A 20,273-nucleotide genomic window follows, 5' to 3' on the forward strand; every position below is an offset into this window, starting at 1 on the left:
GGTATGCTCGCGGGGTCCCCGCCCCCTTCCGGATACGCATGATCACCGTCCACCATCTCAATAATTCGCGTTCCCAGCGCATCCTCTGGCTGCTCGAAGAACTCGGCCTGCCCTACGAGATCGTGCGTTACCAGCGCGACCCGAAGACCATGCTCGCGCCGAAAGAACTGCGCGCCATCCATCCGCTGGGCAAGTCGCCGGTCGTGGTCGATGGCGACGTAACGGTGGCCGAATCCGGCGCGATCATCGAATACCTGGTCGACCGCTACGGCGAGGGGCGGTTGCGTCCGGCGCCCGGCACGGCCGACGCGCTGCGCTACCGCTACTTCCTGCATTACGCGGAAGGCTCCGCGATGCCGCCCTTGCTGCTCAAGCTGGTGTTCCGCCGGATGGAGTCGGCGCCGGTGCCCTTCTTCGCCAAGCCGGTGGCACGCATGCTGGCACGTGGTGCGCAGAACACCTTCGTCGACCCGCAGCTCAAACTGCACCTGGCATACCTGGAAGGGGAAATCGGCAAGACCGGCTGGTTCGCGGGTGACGCGTTCAGCGCCGCGGACATCCAGATGAGTTTTCCCCTCGAAGCCGCCCAGAGTCGCAACGCCCTGACCGACGCCCACCCCCGCCTGCGCGAGTTTCTCCAGCGCATCCATGCCCGTCCGGCATGGCAGGCGGCGCGGGAGCGAGGCGGTGAATACGATCTCGTCCCGAAACGCTGAATCCCTGTTCAATCAGTGGGATGGCTATTTACGCGCTCCTCACGGGCGCGGTCGCAGAGTCGATGCCCGACAGCAACGTTCACAAGGGAGCGCCTCCATGAGAAACCGCGATTTCGCCCGTCAGGTCGAGAGTGCCGTCAACGGTGCCTCGGGCCGCGTCCGTCATTACGCCGATGAAGCGGTGGATGCGGGCAGCGACCTGCTCGACCGTACTCGCCGCGTCACGAGCAAGTTCGCCCGCCAGACGAACAACCAGCGCCTGCGCTACATGGCCGAAGACTTCGCCGACGAAGCTTCGTACCAGTACCGTCGCTTGCGCCGCCGCGTAAGCCGCAATCCGGGCGTGACGATCGGCATCGCCGCCGCGGCCTTGGGCACGTTCCTTCTGATCCGTCACGCGCTGCGCGACGACGATTGATCGCTACTGGAAGACGACGTGAGCGAAAAAGCCGGGATCAGCCCGGCTTTTTTGTGGTTCATCGCGGATGACCGGGGACCGTCCCAGCGATAGCCCGCCGGTTATCCGTAACTAACCGTTTTCTTGCCAGACGATCAAGGCACCGGATGCTGCTCGACGATCTTGTCGACATGCCAGCGGACCGTCGGTTCATCGGCGTTCGCTGGCCTTATCTGGACCTCGGTGATCTTGAGCAGGTATTCGTTACCCGCTTGCCAGTCGAACCCCTCCACCGGTGCCTGGTTGATCTGCCAGGGCTGGTTCGGCTGCTCGCGGTACTGCAGGCATTCGGCCGACGTTCGCGCGATGCCCAGCTTGCATGGCGCTTTCTGGGCAGCGACGTACACAAGCCGCGAGCGGGACCCGTGCGTGGACGGGGTGCTGGCGCAGGCCGCAAGGGCGAGCAGGACGGTGGCGGTCATAAGAAAGCGCATGGCGGAATCCTGTGATAACGGGTTCTTGATATCACCGACGGGGTGACGTGTTCGCCAACGCGCGCCAGGGCGCCCTGCGCAAACGAAAAGGCCGGGTTTCCCCGGCCTCTCGCGCACCCATTAAACCGTCATCGGGTTGGGCTTGTCCATGTCGAGCTTGTAATCCTTGATGGCCCGGCTGACGTCCTTGGCGTTGACCTTGCCGTCCTTCGCCAGCGCGGCGAGCGCGGCGTGGGCGATCCAGTAGCGGTCGACCTCGAAGTGCGAACGCAGGTTGGCGCGGGTATCGCTACGGCCGAAACCATCCGTGCCCAGCACCGTGTAGCGCATCCCGTCCGGCATGAAGGCGCGAATCTGGTCGGCGAACTCGCGCACATAATCCGTGGCGGCAATGGCCGGACCCTGGCGGTCGGCCAGCAGGCCGGTGACATACGGCACGCGCTGCGGCGCTTCCGGATGCAGTCGATTCCAGCGCTCGGCGTCGAAGCCCTCGCGACGCACCTCGGAGAAGCTCGGCACCGACCAGATGTCGGCGGTGACGCCGAAATCCTTCTCGAGCAACTCGGCGGCGGCGATGACTTCGCGCAGGATCGTGCCCGAGCCCATCAGCTGCACGCGCGGCTCGTTCTTCTTCGCCTTGCCGGCGTCCTTGAAGAGGTACATGCCCTTGACGATGCCTTCCTCGCTGCCCTTGGGCAGGTCGGGGTGGGCATAGTTCTCGTTCATGACGGTGATGTAGTAGTAGACGTCTTCCTGGTCCTGCATCATCCGGCGCGCGCCATCCTGGAGGATGACGGCCAGTTCGTAGGAGAAGGTCGGGTCGTACGACACCACGTTGGGAATCGCGCCGGAAAGCAGGTGCGAGTGACCGTCTTCGTGCTGCAGGCCCTCGCCGTTGAGCGTCGTGCGACCGGAGGTGCCGCCGATGAGGAAGCCACGCGCGCGCATGTCGCCGGCGGCCCAGCAAAGGTCGCCGATACGCTGGAAGCCGAACATCGAGTAGTAGATGAAGAACGGCAGCATCGGCACGTTGCTGATGCTGTAGCTGGTGGCGGCCGCGAGCCAGGCGCTCATGCCGCCTGCCTCGCTGATGCCCTCCTGCAGCACCTGGCCCTTCTGGTCTTCGCGGTAGTACAGGAGCTGGTCGGCGTCCTGCGGGCGATACTTCTGGCCGAACGGGGCGTAGATGCCGATCTGGCGGAACATGCCCTCCATGCCGAAGGTACGGGCCTCATCGGCAACGATCGGCACGATCCGGGGGCCGAGGTCCTTGTCGCGCAGCATGAGGTTCATGCCGCGCACGAGGGCCATCGTGGTGGAGATCTCGCGATCGCCCGTGCCCTTGGTGATCTGTTCGAAGGCTTCGAGCGGCGGCGCCTGGAAGGACTGGTCGGCCTTGCGTCGACGCTGCGGCAGCGAGCCGCCGAGCGCGCGACGGCGCTCCAGCATGTACTGCACTTCCTCCGAATCGTTGCCCGGATGGTAGTACGGGACGTCTTCGAGCTTGTCGTCGGACACGGGGATGTTGAAGCGATCGCGGAAGGCGCGGATCGCGTCGGTATCCATCTTCTTCTGGTTGTGGGCCGGGTTCTGCGATTCGCCCGCCGCACCCATGCCGTAGCCCTTCACCGTCTTGGCGAGGATCACCGTCGGCATGCCCTTGGTGTTCACCGCCGCATGATAGGCCGCGTAGACCTTGTGCGGGTCGTGGCCACCGCGGTTGAGACGCCAGATGTCGTCGTCGGACATGTTGGCGACCAGCGCGGCCGTCTCGGGGTATTTGCCGAAGAACTTCTCGCGGGTGTAGGCGCCACCGAACGCCTTGCAGGCCTGGTATTCGCCGTCGACGGTTTCCATCATCAGCTGGCGCAGCTTGCCCGACGTGTCACGGGCCAGGAGCGGATCCCAGTAGCTGCCCCAGACGACCTTGATGGCGTTCCAGCCGGCGCCACGGAAGACGCCTTCGAGTTCCTGGATGATCTTGCCGTTGCCGCGGACGGGGCCGTCGAGGCGCTGCAGGTTGCAGTTGATGACGAAGATCAGGTTGTCGAGGCCTTCGCGGCCTGCCAGGGAGATCGCGCCGAGCGACTCGGGCTCGTCGGATTCGCCGTCACCCATGAAACACCAGATCTTGCGATCGGTCTTGGGCATCAGGCCACGGTGCTCGAGGTACTTCCAGAACTGCGCCTGGTAGATCGCCTGGATCGGTCCCAGGCCCATCGACACCGTCGGCACCTGCCAGTAGTCGGGCATCAGGTAAGGGTGCGGGTAGGACGACAGGCCGCGACCCTTGCCGGCGACTTCCATGCGGAAGAGGTCGAGCTGGTCTTCGCCCAGGCGGCCTTCGAGGAAGGAGCGGGCATAGACGCCCGGCGCGGAATGGCCCTGGTGGAACACCAGGTCACCCGGGTGATCCGCCGAGGGGGCGCGCCAGAAATGGTTGAAGCCCACGTCGTAGAGCGTGGCCGACGAGGCGAAGCTGGAGATGTGGCCGCCGAGGTCGCCCGGCTTGCGGTTGGCGCGGACCACGGTGGCCAGCGCGTTCCAGCGGATCAGCGAGCGGATGCGCCATTCGATGGCGGCGTCGCCGGGGCTGCGCGCTTCCATGTGCGGGGGGATGGTGTTGACGTACTCCGTGGTCGGGTCGAACGGCAGGTAGCCGCCCGCGCGACGGGTGGAGTCGACCATGCGCTCCAGCAGGTAATGGGCGCGCTCCGTGCCGTCGTGATGGATCACGGCATTGAGCGACTCGACCCATTCGCGGGTTTCGGTGGGGTCGAGGTCCTGGTTGAGGATATCGTCGATCGGTTCCATGGATGCTCCGGCGGCGCACGAGGCGCGCTCATGGGGACAGAAGACACCCGCCGGGGTAGCGGGGAAACTTGCCGATGATAACGCAAGCTGCCCGCATACGCGGCCGTACGGCGGTTTGGATCGATAGAAACCCTCCGTCGGGGCGCTTTACCCGGGAGCGGGCGACGTCGGCCGGCGCCCCCGCCGTTCTACGGAAGCGCCCCGTGCGATGGGGGCGGCCGGCGCCCCCATCCGAATGCCTTACGGCGACCGAGGGAACTTCGACCCGGCCCGGATCTGCGCCTCGACGCAGGCCACCGAGGTCATGTTCACCACCCGGCGCACCGTGGCCTGGGGGGTAAGGATATGCGCGGGCTTGGACACGCCCATGAGGATGGGCCCGATGACCACGCCGTCGCACAACGTGCGCACCATGTTGTAGGTGATGTTCGCGGCGTCGAGGTTGGGGAAGACGAAGACATTGGCCTTACCCTCCAGCAGCGAGTTGGGGAAGATGCGCTGGCGCAGTTCGGGATTGAGCGCCACGTCGGCCTGCATCTCGCCTTCGACTTCCAGCTTGGGCACGCGCTCGCGGATCAGCTTGAGCGCCTCGCGCATCTTGCGCGAATTGCGCGTCTCGCGGCTGCCGAAGTTGGAGTTGGACAGCAGGGCGATCTTCGGCTGGATGCCGAACAGCTTCAGGCGCAGCGAGGCCTGCAAGGTTGCCTCGGCGATCTGCTCGGCGCTTGGGTCTTCCTGCACGTAGGTGTCGAGGAAGAAGAACGTGCCCTTCTCCGTCGCCACGGCGGCCATCGCCGATGCCTCGCCCACGCCCTCGTCCAGCCCAAGGATGTCGCGGATGTAGTCGAGCTTGCTCTGGTAGGTGCCGACCAGGCCGCAGATCATCGCGTCGGCCTCGCCCCGCTTGACCATGAGCGCCGCGATCACCGACGGACGTGAACGCACCACCGCCTTGGCCGACGCGGGGGTGACGCCGCGTCGCTCCATGATCGAGTGGTAGAGGCGCCAATAATCTTCGAAGCGCGGGTCGGAATGGATGTTGCACATCTCGAAGTCGATGCCCGGCTTCAGGCGCAGGCCCGCGCGCGCGATACGTTTTTCGATCACGTCCGGGCGGCCCACGAGGATCGGTTTCGCCAGGCCCTCGTCGATCACCGTCTGCACGGCGCGCAGCACGGTTTCTTCCTCACCCTCGGCGTAGACCACGCGCTTGGGATCGGCCTTGGCGCGGTCGAACACGGGCTTCATCAGCAGCCCCGTGCGGAACACGAAGCTGGTGAGTTTCTCGACGTAGGCCGGGAAATCGTCGATGGGACGCTCGGCCACGCCCGAATCCATCGCCGCCTGGGCGATCGCCGGCGGGAGCTGGATGAGCAGGCGGGGGTCGAATGGCTGCGGGATGAGGTAGTCCGGGCCGAAGCTCGGCGGCTTGCCGCCATAGGCGCGCGCGCTGACGTCGGACGACTCGCGGCGCGCCAGTTCGGCGATCGCCTTCACGCAGGCCACCTTCATGGCCTCGTTGATCACCGTGGCGCCCACGTCGAGCGCGCCGCGGAAGAGGTAGGGGAAGCACAACGCGTTGTTGACCTGGTTGGGATAATCCGACCGGCCCGTCGCGATGATGCAATCCGGACGCACGGCCTTGGCGTCTTCGGGGAGGATTTCCGGATTCGGGTTGGCGAGCGCGAAGATGATCGGGCGGTCCGCCATCGTGGCGACCATCTCCGGCTTGAGGATGCCGCCGGCCGACAGGCCCAGGAAGATATCGGCGCCGTCGACGATCTCGGCGAGCGTGCGCTTGTCGGTGTCGCGGGCGTAGCGCAGCTTGTCCGGGTCGAGGTCGGTGCGGCCGGTGTGCAGCACGCCGTCACGGTCGAACGCGAGGATGTTTTCCTTCTTCATGCCCAGGGTCACGAGCATGTCGACGCAGGAAATGCCCGCCGCGCCCATGCCGGTGGTGGCGAGCCTGACGTCTTCGATCTTCTTGCCGGTGACCAGCAGCGCATTGAGCACCGCGGCGCCGACGATGATCGCGGTGCCGTGCTGGTCGTCGTGGAACACGGGGATCTTCATCCGCTCGCGCAGCTTTCGCTCGACGACGAAGCACTCCGGCGCCTTGATGTCCTCGAGGTTGATGCCGCCGAAGGTGGGCTCGAGGCTGGCGATGATGTCGATCAGTTTTTCGGGATCGGTTTCGTCGATCTCGATGTCGAACACGTCGATCCCGGCGAACTTCTGGAACAGCACGCCCTTGCCTTCCATCACCGGCTTGCCGGCCAGTGCGCCAATGTTGCCCAGGCCCAACACGGCGGTGCCGTTGGAGATCACCGCCACGAGATTGGAACGCGCGGTGAGCTCGGCGGCGGCCCTCGGATCGGCCACGATGGCATCGCACGCGGCGGCGACGCCCGGCGAATAGGCCAGCGACAGGTCGCGCTGGGTGAGCAGCGACGTCGTCGGGGTGACCTTGATTTTGCCCGGGCGGGGGAGGCGATGGTATTCGAGGGCGGCTTGCCTCAGTTCCTCGGAGATGGCCATGGGATCCTGTGCGACGTAGGGAAAAGAAGGGCGGCGCGAGCCGCGTGCCGGCCGTCATGGTAGCACCGCGCCGGGCGCGCTCCGGCGGCGCGGTGTGATGCATTGCGACACGTAGTAATAGGGAAAACCTACGAAGGGTGACGGGCTCCGCGGGACGGTCTGGCGCCATGCGCACGCGTACGCTGCCAGGCCCTTCCGTCGCCCGAGGTTTTCCGATGCCGTTACTGGCCTTCGCACTGTCCGCCGCGCTGGCGTCGCCGGCCCCCGATACGAGTGCCCTGCGCGCGGCGATCGCCGCCGTGCCCACCGATGGCTCGCGGGGCGTGGATGTCGACCTCCCCCTGGGGGACGGTGCCGCGTCACGTTTCCGGCTGGTCGACTCGCGTACGCTGCCCAACGCGCTGATGCGCCGCTATCCCGGGCTGCGCAGCCTGCGTGGCCAGGATGCCGAAGGCCGCACTGTGCGCATCGACGTCTCCGGCGACGCCACCTGGTTGAGCGTGCGCGACGGCGCGCGCGAATGGTCCGCGCACTGGGGCGATACGTTGGCCGCACCCACCGGGCAGACGCTGCCGGTAGCCTATACCCCCGCCCCTGTCTCCACCACGCCGCGCCGCACGGCGCGATCGACCGTATCCGGCGACGTCCGCTACGACTTCCGCCTCGCGGTGGCGGCCAGCAGTCGTTATACGGCGCGCGTCGGCGGCACCGTCGAGCAGGGTCTCGCGGCCGTCGCCCATGCGGTCAATCGCGCCAACGACGTGTTCGAGACCGATCTCGGGGTGCATTTCACGCTGGTGGATCGCAACGATCGTCTCATCTTCACCACGTCTCGCCGCGACCCGTTCGAGTCCCACGAGCCGGGCCCGGCGGCCGTCGATGTCATCGAACGCCGCATCGGTGCCTCGCGCTACGACATCGGCCACGCGCTCACCACGTTTTCCGGCGGCCACAGCGAAAGCGGCACCACGTGTAGCGACGACCGCTCGACCGACGACGGCGCCATGCACAAGGCGTTCGCCTGGAGCGGCGATCCCGCGCCCGATGTCGACCGCTACGCGCAGGACCACTTCATCCACGTGCTCGGACTGCAACTGGGGGCGGTGCCCACGGCCAACGGCTGCCTGCGCGGAAGCGACCTGGCCGTCGAGCCGGGCAGCGGGAGCACCGCGATGGGCTATGCCTCGCTCCACTGCGCGAGCGAGGCGCAATGGCTGCAGGACGCCTCCGACCGTTACTTCCATGCGAGCAGCATCGAACAGATCCGCGCGTCGCTCGCGTCGCGCGGCGGTGCGTGCGCCCGACGCCGGCTGGGGCGAACGCCTGCGCCGTGGATCGACCGGGCCCCGCTGGCCGGCGACACCGTCATACCCGCCCGCACGCCGTTCTTTCTGGAGGCACACGCGATGGCGGGCGATCCGGGCCGCCGCCTCACGTACACCTGGGAGCAGATCGATACCGGGCCGGAGCAGAAGGGCGCGCTCGTCGACGACGGCATCGGGCCGCTATTCCGCTCGCTGCCGCCCTCTTCGGAATCACGGCGGACGTTTCCGCGACTCCACGCCCTGCTGGGCCATGAACCCGCCGATCCCGCCGAAGCGTTGCCGACCACAAGCCGCACACTGCGCTTGCGCCTCACCGTGCGCGACAACGGTGGCGACGACGCCACGACGGCGAGCGCGGATACGCGGGTTCGCGTGGTCGACACCGGCAGACCGTTCTCGGTGACGTCGCCGGGCGCCAACGAGGCACTGTCTGCCGGCGCGTCCCTCTCCGTACGTTGGGACGTCGCCGGTACCGCGCAGGCGCCGATCGGCTGCGGCGGCGTGCGGATCGACCTGTCGACCGACGGCGGTCTCACCTGGCCCCACCTGCTGGCGCGAAACGAAACCAACGACGGGGAGGCGACGACGACGCTGCCCGACGACATGCCGCGCACCGACCGGGCGCGCGTTCGCGTCAGCTGCGAATCCCGGCCGTTCTTCGCGGTGTCCCCGGCTGACGTCTCCCTCGTCGGCCGGTAAACCGCGTCAGAGGCCGAGGGAAATTTCTTCGGCCTCCACGCGCGCCATGTGGATATGGTTGACGAAGAGCGAGAACGCCAGCTTGCCCGCCAGCCCATGCACGTGCTGCATCCACGGCGGCAAATAACGCGGCGCGGCGATGTCGCCATTGGCGAAGTGGCTTTCCAGGCTCATCACGTCGTGCAAGGCGAGCTTGCCGGCGAACAGGTTACGCAGCAGATCGAGTCGGCGCTGGCGCAGGGCCCAGCGAAAGAAGGTATGCACCGCCAGCAGACCGGTCAGGTAGACGTTGTCCTTGGCGAACGCCGCGCCACCAGTGAGCGGCACCCCGCGAAACACCCGCTGGGCGGAATGGAAGCTGTCCGCCACGTTCTGGCCGCAGTCGCGGAAATAGCGGAAAACCTCGACGAAATCGGCGCCGTTGAGCGCCATGTCGATGGCCAGGATGCGCAGGCTGATGCGCTTGAGGCGCGAGATGTCGATGGCGCCAGACATCAGTTCGGCGAACACGGCCAGTCCTTCCTGCGTGGCGGTCACGCGGGGTGAGGTGCGTGCCAGCGATGCCAGCACGGGCTGCTCGCGGCCGTTCAGGGCCGTCAACGAGTGCACGAACGCCTCGTGGGCCAGCAGTTGGTGGCGGTCGTATTCACTGAAACGCACGCCGCCGCGCAGGCGGATGCGGGTCGCGCCCGCGGCCGCCTTGGCGGTGAGTTCGGGGTCAACCTCCACCGAAATGGTGCCGGGGGCGAAGAAGGCGTCCAGCTCGCGCGCCATGTCCCGCTGAAGCACCTCGGCGGGAATCGTCCCCGCCGCGTCCTCGGTGTCCAGGTCGGCACCCAGTTCGTCGGCAAGGTCGACGAAATAACGCGCGGCATCGAGGTTGCTGCGGCTGCTGCCTGGGATGGCGTCGCCAGGGCGACCGTAAAGCAGGCTCGACGCGTCGGTGACACCCCGTGTACCGGCTGCGTCGAGCATATGCGCCGCGATCCGCCACGACTCGGCCGTCCGGCGCAGGTAATCGGCGATCGGATGGTCTTCCCCGGCCTCGGCCTCGATGGCCTCCAGTTCATGGCGCGTCGCCGCCAGGTCGGGGCGGTGGTAACGGATCTCGGGGATCGACAGCCGCCCCGCCCCGAATTCCGCGATCAGCCGCTCTTCCACTGACGCCGGCCAGGAGACGGTCGGCAGGATCCGGATGGGACGCACCGCCGCCAGGAGCCGCTGGTCGAGCTCGGCGTATCGGCGCATGTCGGCGGAGAGAACGGAGGGGTCGGCCTTGGCGTGCATGGGCCGGAGTATAGGCCGACACGGCGCCGGCTCGTCGCCCGGCATCGACACGATGCCGCAAGCGAGGCGACGTCAGCGGGACGAAATGTACTTTTCGCGCCGGATGTGCTGCACGGCGAGGCCATGCTCCTTCATGGCTGCGAAGGCCGCGTCCACCATGTTCGGGTTGCCGCACAGATAGGCAATGTCCTTGTCGGCGGCGGGTTCCAGTTCGGCGAGCATGTCCTGGACGTAACCCAGGCGGTCGTGCGGCCGGGGGTTGGGGCGGGCGCCGCGGCTGAAGCACGGATGGAAATCGAAGCCCTCATGCGACCGGGCAAAGGCGTCGAACTCTTCGCCGTAGAGCAGTTCACCCTCGTTGCGGGCGCCGTAAAGCAGCACGAACCGGCAACCGCGGCTGGCGATGAGCGCCTCGATCTGGGGCAGCATGGCCCGGTAGGGGGTGACGCCGGTACCCGTGGCGATAAGGATATAGCGCGCGTTCTGATCGCCATCCATCAGGCAGAACCGGCCGTAGGGGCCGCTGGCGTCGATCGTCTGGCCGTGTTCCAGGCCCCCCAGCAGCTTCGTGGCCGCTCCGCCCTCGACGTAGCTGACGGCGATCTCGATGCGCTGGACCGGGCCGGTACCGTCGCCCACGGTGCCGACCGAATAGCTGCGCTTGGTCGGTTTGCCGTCGTCGTACTGGAAGTGCACCTGGAGGAACTGGCCCGGCACGAAGGCCAGCGGCTGGCCATCGGCCCGTTCGAAGGACAGGTGCCGTACCGCAGGGGCCAGCATGAAACTGTCGGCGAGGCGCAGCTGGAATGATTCGGCCATGGAAAGTCTCTATTGACGGCGAGGCAACGGGAGCCCCGGCAAAGCCCGGTATAATAGGCGGCTTGTCATCCCGGCGCAGCCCATGACCACTCCCGCTCTCCACGTCAAAGACCTCCGCAAGACCTACGGCAACGGTGTCGAGGCCCTCAAGGGCATCTCGCTTACCGTGCAGCCGGGCGATTTCTTCGCCCTGCTCGGCCCGAACGGCGCGGGCAAATCCACCCTCATCGGCATCCTCTCGTCGCTGGTCAACGCCAGCGGGGGCGACGCTGAGATCTTCGGCGTCTCGATCCACAAGCGCCGAAGCGACGCGATGCGCCTGATCGGCCTCGTGCCGCAGGAAATCAACTTCAACCAGTTCGAAAAACCTTTCGACATCTGCGTGAACCAGGCCGGCTTCTATGGCATCGGCCGGGTCGAGGCCATGCTGCGGGCAGAGAAGTACCTGAAGGAGCTGCGGCTTTGGGACAAGGCCCACCACCAGGCACGCATGCTCTCCGGCGGCATGAAGCGACGGCTCATGATCGCCCGCGCGATGATGAACGAGCCAAAGCTGCTGATCCTCGACGAGCCCACCGCGGGCGTCGACATCGAGATCCGCCGCTCCATGTGGCAGTTCGTCAGCGGTATCAACGCCGCGGGCACCACGGTCATCCTCACCACGCACTACCTCGAGGAAGCCGAGCAGCTCTGCCGCAACATCGCGATCATCGACCAGGGCCGCATCGTGCAGAACACGACGATGAAGAGCCTGCTTTCCACGCTTGACGTCGAAACCTTCGTGCTTGACGTCTCCACGCTCCCCGCCAGCCTGCCCACCTTGCCGGGCGTCACCCTGCGGGTGATCGACGACCATACCATCGAGGCGGAAATGTCCCGCTCGCACGACCTGAACTCCCTCTTCGCCGCCCTATCCTCGCACGGCGTCACCGTCACCTCGATGCGCAACAAAGCCAATCGCCTGGAAGAACTCTTCGTCCGGCTGGTCGAACACGGCCGGGAGACCGCGGCATGAGCAACCATCTCATCCCCCTGGGCACGATCGTCCGCCGCGAGATCATGCGCATCATGCGCATCTGGACGCAGACGCTGATCCCGCCGGCCATCACGATGACCCTCTACTTCGTGATCTTCGGCAAGCTGATCGGGAGCCGCATCGGCCAGATGCACGGCTTCACCTACATGCAGTACATCGTGCCGGGCCTGGTCATGATGAGCATCATCACGAACAGCTACGGCAACATCTCCTCGTCGTTCTTCGGCGCCAAGTTCGGCCGCTTCGTCGAAGAGATGCTGGTGTCGCCCATGCCCAACTGGGTGATCCTTCTCGGCTACGTCACCGGCGCGGTGGTCCGCGGCGTGATCGTGGGCGCGCTGGTACTGGTCATCGCCCTTTTCTTCACCGACCTGCACGTGGCGCATCCGCTCATCACGGTGCTGTCGGTGATCCTCGGCGCCACGGTCTTCTCGCTGGCCGGCTTCGTCAACGCCGTGTTCGCCAAGAAGTTCGACGACATCGCGCTGGTACCCACGTTCGTGCTGACCCCGCTGACCTACCTGGGCGGCGTGTTCTACTCGGTCGACCTGCTCGGCGAACCGTGGCGAAGCATCTCGATGGTCAATCCGATCCTCTACATGGTCAACGCCTTCCGCTTCGGCGTGCTCGGCGTCAGCGACGTCCCCATCGTCACCGCCTTCGTGGTCATGCTGGTGTTCGTGGTGGGCTTGTCCGCCGTCGGGCTGCACCTGCTCCGCCGCGGCGTCGGCCTGCGCTCCTGACCGATGCGGGTCAACAAGTACATCAGCGAGTCGGGGCTGTGCTCGCGACGTGAGGCCGACGAACTTCTCGTCGCCGGTCGGGTCACGATCAACGACGAGCCCGTCGGCACGGGCGCCAAGGCGCTGGAAGGCGACGTGGTGAAGGTCGACGGCGAGGTCGTGGTCGCCCGCACCATGGCGCCTGACTCGTCGAAAAACCGGGGGGTGTACATCGCCCTGAACAAGCCGGTGGGCATCACCTGCACCACCGATACGACGGTCGACGGCAACATCGTCGATTTCGTCGACCACCCCCAGCGGATCTTCCCGATCGGGCGCCTGGACAAGGACTCCGAAGGCCTCATCCTGCTCACCAGCAACGGCGACATCGTCAACGAGATCCTGCGCACCGAAAATCACCACGAAAAGGAATACCTCGTGGCGGTGAACAAACCGGTGACCGAAGCGTTCCTCGCCGGCATGGCGCGCGGCGTGCGCGTGCACGGGCAGATGACCAAGCCATGCAAGGTGCGCAAGATCGCGAAGTTCGGCTTCGCCATCATCCTGACCCAGGGTCTCAACCGGCAGATCCGCCTGATGGCCACGGCGTTCGGCTATCGCGTGACGCAATTGCGCCGCGTGCGCATCATCAACGTGAAACTTGGCCACCTCAAGCCGGGGCAGTGGCGTAATCTCACCGAGGCCGAACTCAAGGGCCTGCTGCCAACCCGCACGCGCTGGTAGCCGCGCCCCGTAATGCAACCGTCGGGTGTCATAGGCGCCGCGTAGCCGTGCGCCAGCCGGGTGAACCCGGGTCAAGCAAGCGCGCGGTGCTGCGCGCGAATCGGCTGGGCCATCGCATCGTCCTGCGCTTACAGAACGCAAGAACCGTATCCCGCATAGTGTTCGACCGGATGGGTCCGGCCAAGGGTGATCCTGGGCCGGAAGGATCCGGTCAACCCCTGCTCGCATGGATGCTTCGATGTTCTTGCCGTCTCTCTTTTCGTTGTTGTCGACGCCCTCGGCGTCGATCGAACACCCCATCCCGCCACCACCCGTCGATACTTATCGCGCGCTGGTCGGGGCCCGCTCGCCAGATCCGGACGAACTGTCGCCTTACGACGATTTCCTGAGCGGCGCCCGACGTGTGCTGAGCGAAATGATGGCCCGTCCGGACGATCCGTACAGCGATCCCTTGGACGATACCGCGTGGATGGACACCTCGTGGTGGCATGCGTTGACGACGCGCCTCTCCAAGGAAGGCATCACGTCCGACCGTGTCGCGCTCGTGACACTACAGCACCAGCTCGGCGCCACCAAGGCGCGACCGGGACGCGAAATCGATCTCACGCCGGATGCCATCGAACGCTTCGGCAACCCGTATACCGCCGCCAATGCGAGGAAGGCGGGCATCGATGCCGACCTGTTCGAACGGGCGCGCCGCCGACACCCCACCCACACCACACGCGCCGCGGCCGAGGCGGTCGCCGTGCAACTGATCCGCGACAGGGCATCCCGTGCGTCCCGCGAGTATCACGCAGCCCTCAATATTCGCGACGACCTTGTGGAACGCTACCTTGACGATCGGGATGACCCACTCTCCGCAGCGGATCGGCACCACCTGGGCGAGGTTCTCCGCCACGCGACTTACGCCGGACAACCTTCGTTCAACGCAGCCGGCGAGCGCCAGCTCCCCGCGGCCTATCGCGTCGCGCGCGTCGCCGCCGCGTATGCCGATAGCCAAGGCGACCTACGTCCCGGCGGCTATTGCAAGGGTACCGAGCCGCGCCGACGACGCATTTCCGTGCGTGCGCACCACCTCGCCTACCGCCCACTGTGTTTCGTCGCGGCCACCGACCGCGCGGTCTACGACTGGTACCTGAAGAAAGCGGCGTTCGATTCGCAGCGCATGGGCGCCGCGTCGTCCGTCGCGGGTCAGGGACAGGAGACCCCTCCATGAGAGGCCCACGTCGCCACCTTGCGCTAGGCCTTCTGTGGATCGTCGCCGGCCCGGGCGTCGCTGGCACCATCAAACTCGAACCCGGCGGACAGGCCTACGTCGACCAACTCGAGACCGAAGCCCGGGTACATACCGACGCCTTGCATTCCCGTCTTGCCCGGGCGGACATGGCCGACGTCAGGGTCAACGCCCGCGCGTTGAACGAATTCCGTCGGCAGGCTGGCAACTACACGGTTGCCCGCTTCGAGTACAGCTACGAGGTCGATGGCATACCGCGAACGCTGATCCTCCATGGACGAAGCGGCAAGCCATTGGACACCATCGCTACGATCGGCCGAAGCAAGATGGGGGGCTCGCGACAACCCTCATTCGGCGTAGGCGAGGGATCGGACGACTCGGGCGTCGTCCGCCCCGGAAGCAACGCAGGCTCATCCAGCGACGAGTCGCACGCGCCCCGCGGTCGGTACGAAGTAACCGAGACCGAACTCCAGAGGGACATCAACGACTCGGACTTCTACCCGCCCGACGACAGCGAGGCCGAACCCCTGAGGCACGTCAGGACGACGCTCGTTCGACAGGGGGAGTCGGACTTCGAAGCGACGGTGGATGGCAACTACAACCGGGCCAACGATGCGGAACTGAAGAACCTGCGATACCTCGACAAGGAAATCCGTGAACATCGCGTACCACGCGGCGGCAAGCTCACCGGTATCGTCAGTAAATCGCCTTGCGTGTCATGCAGCGAAAATATCGATCTTTTCGCCGAGACGCATGACGTGAACGGCACCATCCGCTACCTCATCGAGCCACCCGCCGGCCAGGGCAACGCGCCCGCACGCATGACCGATATCGTGGCGGAAAGCCGCAGGTCGTCCGACGCATTGCGGGAGATACGCAAGGCCTACAACAACCAGGCACTCGGCAAGGAAACGTCCTGGATGACGCGACGCGCGAGTTGGTACGGCGAACCGACACCACGCGACGTTTTTCCGGGCTCGGTCGAGTCATCGGATCTCATTCTCTCGAAGGAGTTGTGCGAATGAACCCCTCAATTTTTTTCCGATGGCGACACGCCGCCGTGGCAACGGTCGTGGCCATCCTTCCCACCATGTCCTTTGCGGCCGTCCCGGGCCCGGATGTCATCGCGCTGTTGAAAGATCCACAGCGAGGCCGCGGCATCGCCGTCGCGCCCGACGATCTCCTGGATCGACCCGGCTATCCGTACAGCGCCCTGGAAGAACAGCCGGACTTCACCAATGCCACGGCCTGGACATCGGTACTCGGTTCACTCCCCTCCGGCATCGGCCACGACGATGCCCTGGACATCCTCCGCTGGGATCTCGGCGCGACGCGTGCGCGACCTGGCGTGGATGTCGCGACCCGTGGCGACCTCTCCGACCCTTTCATCGAGGCCAGCGTCGTCAAGGCGGGCGTGGACGCGGACATTTTCCGACACATGATCGACCTGACGGGATACGAACACTCGACACGCGCCGCAGGATTCGCGGTAGCGATGCAGATCCTAAGGCGGCAGATCGAGCAGACGCCCGCCGAGCGGCGCGACGCGCTAGGCGTGCGTGCGGATGTTTTCGATCGCATGATGGCCGCTCGCTTCATGGATCACCTCACGTCCTACGACGTCAACTATCTCTCGCTGCTGCTCCAGTACCACCTCGTGCACCGGCGCTACGGCGATGCCGACCGCATGGGCGCGCGCGAACTTCCCGCCGCCTATCGTGTCGCGCGTGTCGCGGCTGCCTACCGTGACCTGGAAGGCTACCTGTTAACTTACCCTTGCAATCGCGACGCCACGCCACGCGAAGGCCGTGCCGGCACCGGGCGGCCGGGAGACGACCGTCCACTCTGTTTCGCCGGCGCCACGGATCGCGCCGTTTATCAGTGGTACCTCGGTGAAGTGGACCGGCAGGCGCATCGGATTCCCGACGCGCCCCATGAAAGCGGGCTGGCAAAGGTGCTCGCGGCTGCCGCACTGTTTATGCCGCTGCTGGACGCCGCCGCCATCGTCGAGTTTGCCGGCGCCGCGGAGGCGGAGAGCCTGGCAGCCGAAGCGTTCGCCGCGGAGGAAAGCGTCGAGGCCACCGCCGAACGCGCCCTCCCGCTGTCCTGCGCACGGGTGGACTGACCCATGGCACACACCACCCTTACCCGTAGGCTGGCGATGACGCTGGCCCTGACCACCGCTCCGGTCCACGCCGGCACGGTCACGATCGACCGGATGGGCCTGAGCGAAGGCAATGTCGTCGCCCTGCTGGAGGCGACGAGCGATTACCACATGCGTGCCATGCGCTCGCTCATTCTCGACAAATATCCACTGGCGCACCATCCGCGCCGCTGGGAAGCGCTGGAAGCTTCCATGCGATCGGCATCTGTCGCCCGCGTGGAATACCGCTACCAGATCAATGGTTCGCTCCAGACACGCGTCTACCACGCGATGTCGGGACCGCCGCTGAGCGACGTGGCGGAATCCGTCTTCGCGGGCGACAGTCCCGCTCCCACGCCCCCCCTGCTCGACTCGGGCGACTTCACCCAACGGGAGCCGCATGAGACGACACCGCACGATCTCGCGCGGCAACGCGCGATGGATGCCAGCGACGATGCGTACTTTTCCGAACTCCCCGAGGGCAGCGCCAGGGCCCGCGTTACGGACGTGGACAACTCGGTGCTGACGGCATTCGAGGTCGAAGGAGCGCAGGGTGCCGGGGATGCCGAATTCAAGGCGATACGCGCCATCGAACGCGACATCCTCGACGGGGTCGTACCTCGCGGCGGCACCCTTGTCGGCATGGTCGGGGCGAGCGCATGCGTATCCTGCCGCCACGCGCTGGAGAGCCTAGCGGACACGTACGGCATCGACGCGAGGCTTACGCAGGTGTTCGGTGGCGTATCGACGAAAGTGCAGCGTGACGCGATCGCATCGGGCGTGGCGCGGTGGAAAGGTCCCTTGCTCGTCGACGCCCAAAGCGGCAGGCCGCTCATCGCCAGGGACCTCCTTGCGGAGTCGCGTGACCGCCAGGTCCGACGTCTTCTTTCCCCCCTGGGCACCAACGATGCCCGACCATCGTCCTGGATAAGGCGCTCGTTCCGACTGGGCGCGTCGAAGATGGCACCGGACAGCGAGAAGGGCCAACGCGGTCGCAGCCGACCACCGAGCGAGTCCGACGATCCTGTCTTCGAGGACTGCTAACGAGCGCGCCCATGCGTGGGCGCAACCTTCGCGGACGAGAAACACGCCCCACGCGAGATGCGCTTACAGGGTTGTCCGCCTGCGCCGACAGGCTTGCGAAGGAGGGTGAGTCACACTTCTCCGCCGATATGGCCATCACCGAGAGACGACATGACGTCACGACGCAGGATCGCGCTTGCCGCAAGCTTGTTTATCGCGAGCGCGCAGGGCGCCCCCATCGATCACCCGCTGACCGCCGACATCTACAGAGAGCTCGTACGCTTCCAGTCATCGGAGCGAGGCAAGCCCTTTGATGAAGCAACCTGGGGCACCGCCGGGCTCCTCACACGATTGCTGGTCGATCCCGGATCGCCGTACAGCGACGTCGTTGACACACCATCGTTTACCAATGAAACCTGGTGGCCCGCGTTTACCCAACGGGTTGGCTCGCACCTACCCAATGCTTTCGCCGGCACACTCGCCACGTTGCGGTGGCAGACCGGACTTACCAAGGCGCGACCCGACATCGATCTGGCCGTCACCGCGGCAGATACGGTCGCCTTTGGCGGGCGGGAAGCGGCAGCCAACGCCAAGAAGGCCGACCTGTCGCCCGCGATCTTCCGCCAGGCACGGCTCCGCCACCCGTCACGGCCCACGGCAGCCGCCCGCGAGGCGGTGGCCATGCAGCTACTGAGGGAGCAGATGAAGCAGGTTCCCCGGGAGCAATGGGAGGCCATGGCCATCCGCAAGGATGTAGCGCGTCGATATATGTCCGACGACATCGACTATCTGGCCGCCACGAGCGACCGCGCGTATCTCATGTCGATCCTCCACATGGCGATACGTACCGGCTCGATGAGCATCTCACCCGAGGGCACCCAGCGATTGCCCGCCGCGCTTCGCGTGGCGCGCGCTGCCGCCGCCTACAAAGACGCGCTCGGCTACTTCGGAGGACCCTACTGCACCGACAGCAAGCCGTCGACAGGCCGGCCGATCGACAGCAGCGCCTTCGATCACAACAGCCCGTTGTGCTTCGTCGCAGCGACCGACCGCGCCGTTCATCACTGGTATCGCCACGAAGCACGACTCGAAGCCTCCGGTCGACCGCTCCACGAGAACAACCACGACGGCTGGAACACGCTGTCGCGATGGATCAACGGATTCATGGGACTGATCGAAATCGCCACCCTCACCGAATTCTCCGAGGCACTCGCTGCCGAAGCCCTCGACGCTGAAGAAGCGGCGGCGAGCACGGGAGCTCCCGCTCCGCGTCGCCTCGCCCCCCTGATCTGTGGAGTCCGCCGTCCATGAAGCGCTTGTTCAAGCTCGCCGCGTTTAGCCTGAGCGCCTTCATTTTTCCTGTCGCCGGTCAGGAGGTATCGATCGGCTACGGCGCCGGCAATATGGCTGCCATGCTGGCCTATGACGCCGATGTCTATGCCACGGCCGCTGCCGCGGCGCTCACCGCGGCCGTTCGCGCACCCTCGATGAAACAGATCAGGGCGCTTGAGGCGAAGACGCATGGCGCGACGATTGCCATCGTCGAATACCGCCCTCCCGGCTGGGAGCATCCGATCCGCATTCACTCGCGCAGCGGCCGCTCGAATACATCGATCATCCAGCGCCTGGGCGGTCTCTCTGACACGTCAAGCGGTGTCACGAGTACCGGCGAGAGTGACCTCGAGGCACCGTTCGCCACGCCCGATGACGTCGCCAGCGACGCGGCCGAGGCCACGTACTATCCAGACGAGGTCAGTCTCCGCGAAGGTTTCCGACCGACGGCGCCCGTGGACATTCGGGCCCCGCTACTCGACCAGCCGACAGGGGGCGTGGTCGAAGCCAGCATTATCGGTGATGGCAGAAACCACGCCGGCGACGCGGAGATCAAAGCCCTGAGAAAACTGGAGAGCCTTTTCATCGATTCGTCGGTGCCGCAGGGCGGACGCATCACGGCGTATGTCAGCAAGACGGTGTGCGCCTCGTGCGAGGCGGGATTCCAGGCCATCGCCGATACGTACCGCCTATCGGTTCAGGTGTATCAGCTCGACGAAGTCAATACGCCGTCGCAGGCAGGCCTGTACGACGTGCTTCAGTCCGACATCACGGCCGCAAGCCGCGCGTCCTCGACGTTGCTCAAGACGGTGCGAAAATCCACCACGACCGAACGGCTGCGCCAGCGAATCGACGGCGCGCCACGCGCGACATGGTTCGACGATGTCGATCTCGACCACCTGGCCGCTGCCGAGGCGGGGTCGCTCAGCATCCGCCAATGCGAGCAGTGA

General features: G+C 66.0%; 17 protein-coding genes. 12 read left to right on the forward strand and 5 right to left on the reverse strand.

The genetic code is table 11. The annotated features are described in order from the left end of the window. The first annotated feature begins 38 nt into the window (after positions 1-38). A complete protein-coding gene (locus PI246_RS10275; RefSeq protein WP_320551161.1) occupies positions 39-716 on the forward strand; it encodes a glutathione S-transferase family protein in 678 nt (225 codons plus the stop codon). A gap of 97 nt (positions 717-813) precedes the next feature. Continuing rightward, complete coding sequence (locus PI246_RS10280; RefSeq protein ID WP_320551162.1) at positions 814-1,134, forward strand: hypothetical protein; 321 nt, start codon at positions 814-816, stop codon at positions 1,132-1,134. Between the two features lie 134 nt (positions 1,135-1,268). Here PI246_RS10280 and PI246_RS10285 read toward each other — a convergent pair whose 3' ends face one another. From PI246_RS10285 to PI246_RS10295, 3 genes are all read right to left on the reverse strand, one after another. Next, complete coding sequence (locus PI246_RS10285; protein ID WP_320551163.1) at positions 1,269-1,607, reverse strand: DUF4377 domain-containing protein; 339 nt, start codon at positions 1,605-1,607, stop codon at positions 1,269-1,271. A 120-nt stretch (positions 1,608-1,727) separates the two neighbouring features. Continuing rightward, positions 1,728-4,421, reverse strand: coding sequence for a pyruvate dehydrogenase (acetyl-transferring), homodimeric type (aceE, locus tag PI246_RS10290; protein WP_320551164.1), 2,694 nt, complete (start codon positions 4,419-4,421; stop codon positions 1,728-1,730). Positions 4,422-4,661: 240 nt separating this feature from the next. Then, on the reverse strand, positions 4,662-6,959 hold the full coding sequence (locus PI246_RS10295; RefSeq protein WP_320551165.1) for an NADP-dependent malic enzyme: 2,298 nt from the start codon (positions 6,957-6,959) through the stop codon (positions 4,662-4,664). Positions 6,960-7,174: 215 nt separating this feature from the next. On the opposite strand from PI246_RS10295, the gene PI246_RS10300 reads away from it, so the two are divergent. Next, on the forward strand, positions 7,175-8,983 hold the full coding sequence (locus PI246_RS10300) for a reprolysin-like metallopeptidase (RefSeq protein WP_320551166.1): 1,809 nt from the start codon (positions 7,175-7,177) through the stop codon (positions 8,981-8,983). Between the two features lie 6 nt (positions 8,984-8,989). Here PI246_RS10300 and PI246_RS10305 read toward each other — a convergent pair whose 3' ends face one another. Both PI246_RS10305 and PI246_RS10310 read right to left on the reverse strand, forming a co-directional pair. Continuing rightward, positions 8,990-10,270, reverse strand: coding sequence for a flavohemoglobin expression-modulating QEGLA motif protein (locus tag PI246_RS10305; RefSeq protein ID WP_320551167.1), 1,281 nt, complete (start codon positions 10,268-10,270; stop codon positions 8,990-8,992). Between the two features lie 72 nt (positions 10,271-10,342). Beyond that, the gene (locus PI246_RS10310) at positions 10,343-11,089 is read right to left on the reverse strand and encodes an FAD-binding oxidoreductase (protein ID WP_320551168.1); all 747 of its coding nucleotides are present in this window, start codon (positions 11,087-11,089) and stop codon (positions 10,343-10,345) included. An 82-nt stretch (positions 11,090-11,171) separates the two neighbouring features. Here PI246_RS10310 and PI246_RS10315 point away from each other — a divergent pair, with 82 nt between their 5' ends. From PI246_RS10315 to PI246_RS10355, 9 genes are all read left to right on the forward strand, one after another. After that, complete coding sequence (locus tag PI246_RS10315; RefSeq protein WP_320551169.1) at positions 11,172-12,104, forward strand: ABC transporter ATP-binding protein; 933 nt, start codon at positions 11,172-11,174, stop codon at positions 12,102-12,104. Continuing rightward, positions 12,101-12,868 (forward strand): ABC transporter permease, encoded by a 768-nt coding sequence (locus PI246_RS10320; RefSeq protein ID WP_320551170.1) that lies wholly within the window; start codon positions 12,101-12,103, stop codon positions 12,866-12,868. The genes PI246_RS10315 and PI246_RS10320 overlap by 4 nt, the downstream gene beginning before the upstream one ends. 3 nt (positions 12,869-12,871) lie before the next feature. Beyond that, positions 12,872-13,591 carry a pseudouridine synthase gene (locus PI246_RS10325; protein ID WP_320551171.1) on the forward strand — a complete coding sequence of 240 codons (720 nt, stop codon included), beginning with the start codon at positions 12,872-12,874 and terminating at the stop codon, positions 13,589-13,591. Positions 13,592-13,829: 238 nt separating this feature from the next. Then, positions 13,830-14,807: a hypothetical protein gene (locus tag PI246_RS10330; RefSeq protein WP_320551172.1), complete on the forward strand. Its 978-nt coding sequence runs from the start codon at positions 13,830-13,832 to the stop codon at positions 14,805-14,807. Beyond that, positions 14,804-15,850 (forward strand): hypothetical protein, encoded by a 1,047-nt coding sequence (locus PI246_RS10335; protein ID WP_320551173.1) that lies wholly within the window; start codon positions 14,804-14,806, stop codon positions 15,848-15,850. Before PI246_RS10330 ends, PI246_RS10335 begins: the two co-directional genes overlap by 4 nt. Further along, the gene (locus PI246_RS10340) at positions 15,847-16,950 is read left to right on the forward strand and encodes a hypothetical protein (RefSeq protein WP_320551174.1); all 1,104 of its coding nucleotides are present in this window, start codon (positions 15,847-15,849) and stop codon (positions 16,948-16,950) included. The genes PI246_RS10335 and PI246_RS10340 overlap by 4 nt, the downstream gene beginning before the upstream one ends. Before the next feature lie 3 nt (positions 16,951-16,953). Further along, the gene (locus PI246_RS10345; protein WP_320551175.1) at positions 16,954-18,012 is read left to right on the forward strand and encodes a hypothetical protein; all 1,059 of its coding nucleotides are present in this window, start codon (positions 16,954-16,956) and stop codon (positions 18,010-18,012) included. A gap of 150 nt (positions 18,013-18,162) precedes the next feature. Next, positions 18,163-19,302, forward strand: coding sequence for a hypothetical protein (locus PI246_RS10350; RefSeq protein ID WP_320551176.1), 1,140 nt, complete (start codon positions 18,163-18,165; stop codon positions 19,300-19,302). Positions 19,303-19,307: 5 nt separating this feature from the next. Further along, on the forward strand, positions 19,308-20,273 hold the full coding sequence (locus tag PI246_RS10355) for a hypothetical protein (protein ID WP_320551177.1): 966 nt from the start codon (positions 19,308-19,310) through the stop codon (positions 20,271-20,273).

Origin of the sequence: Luteibacter sahnii, assembly GCF_034063545.1 — a bacterium.
GTDB lineage: Bacteria > Pseudomonadota > Gammaproteobacteria > Xanthomonadales > Rhodanobacteraceae > Luteibacter > Luteibacter sahnii.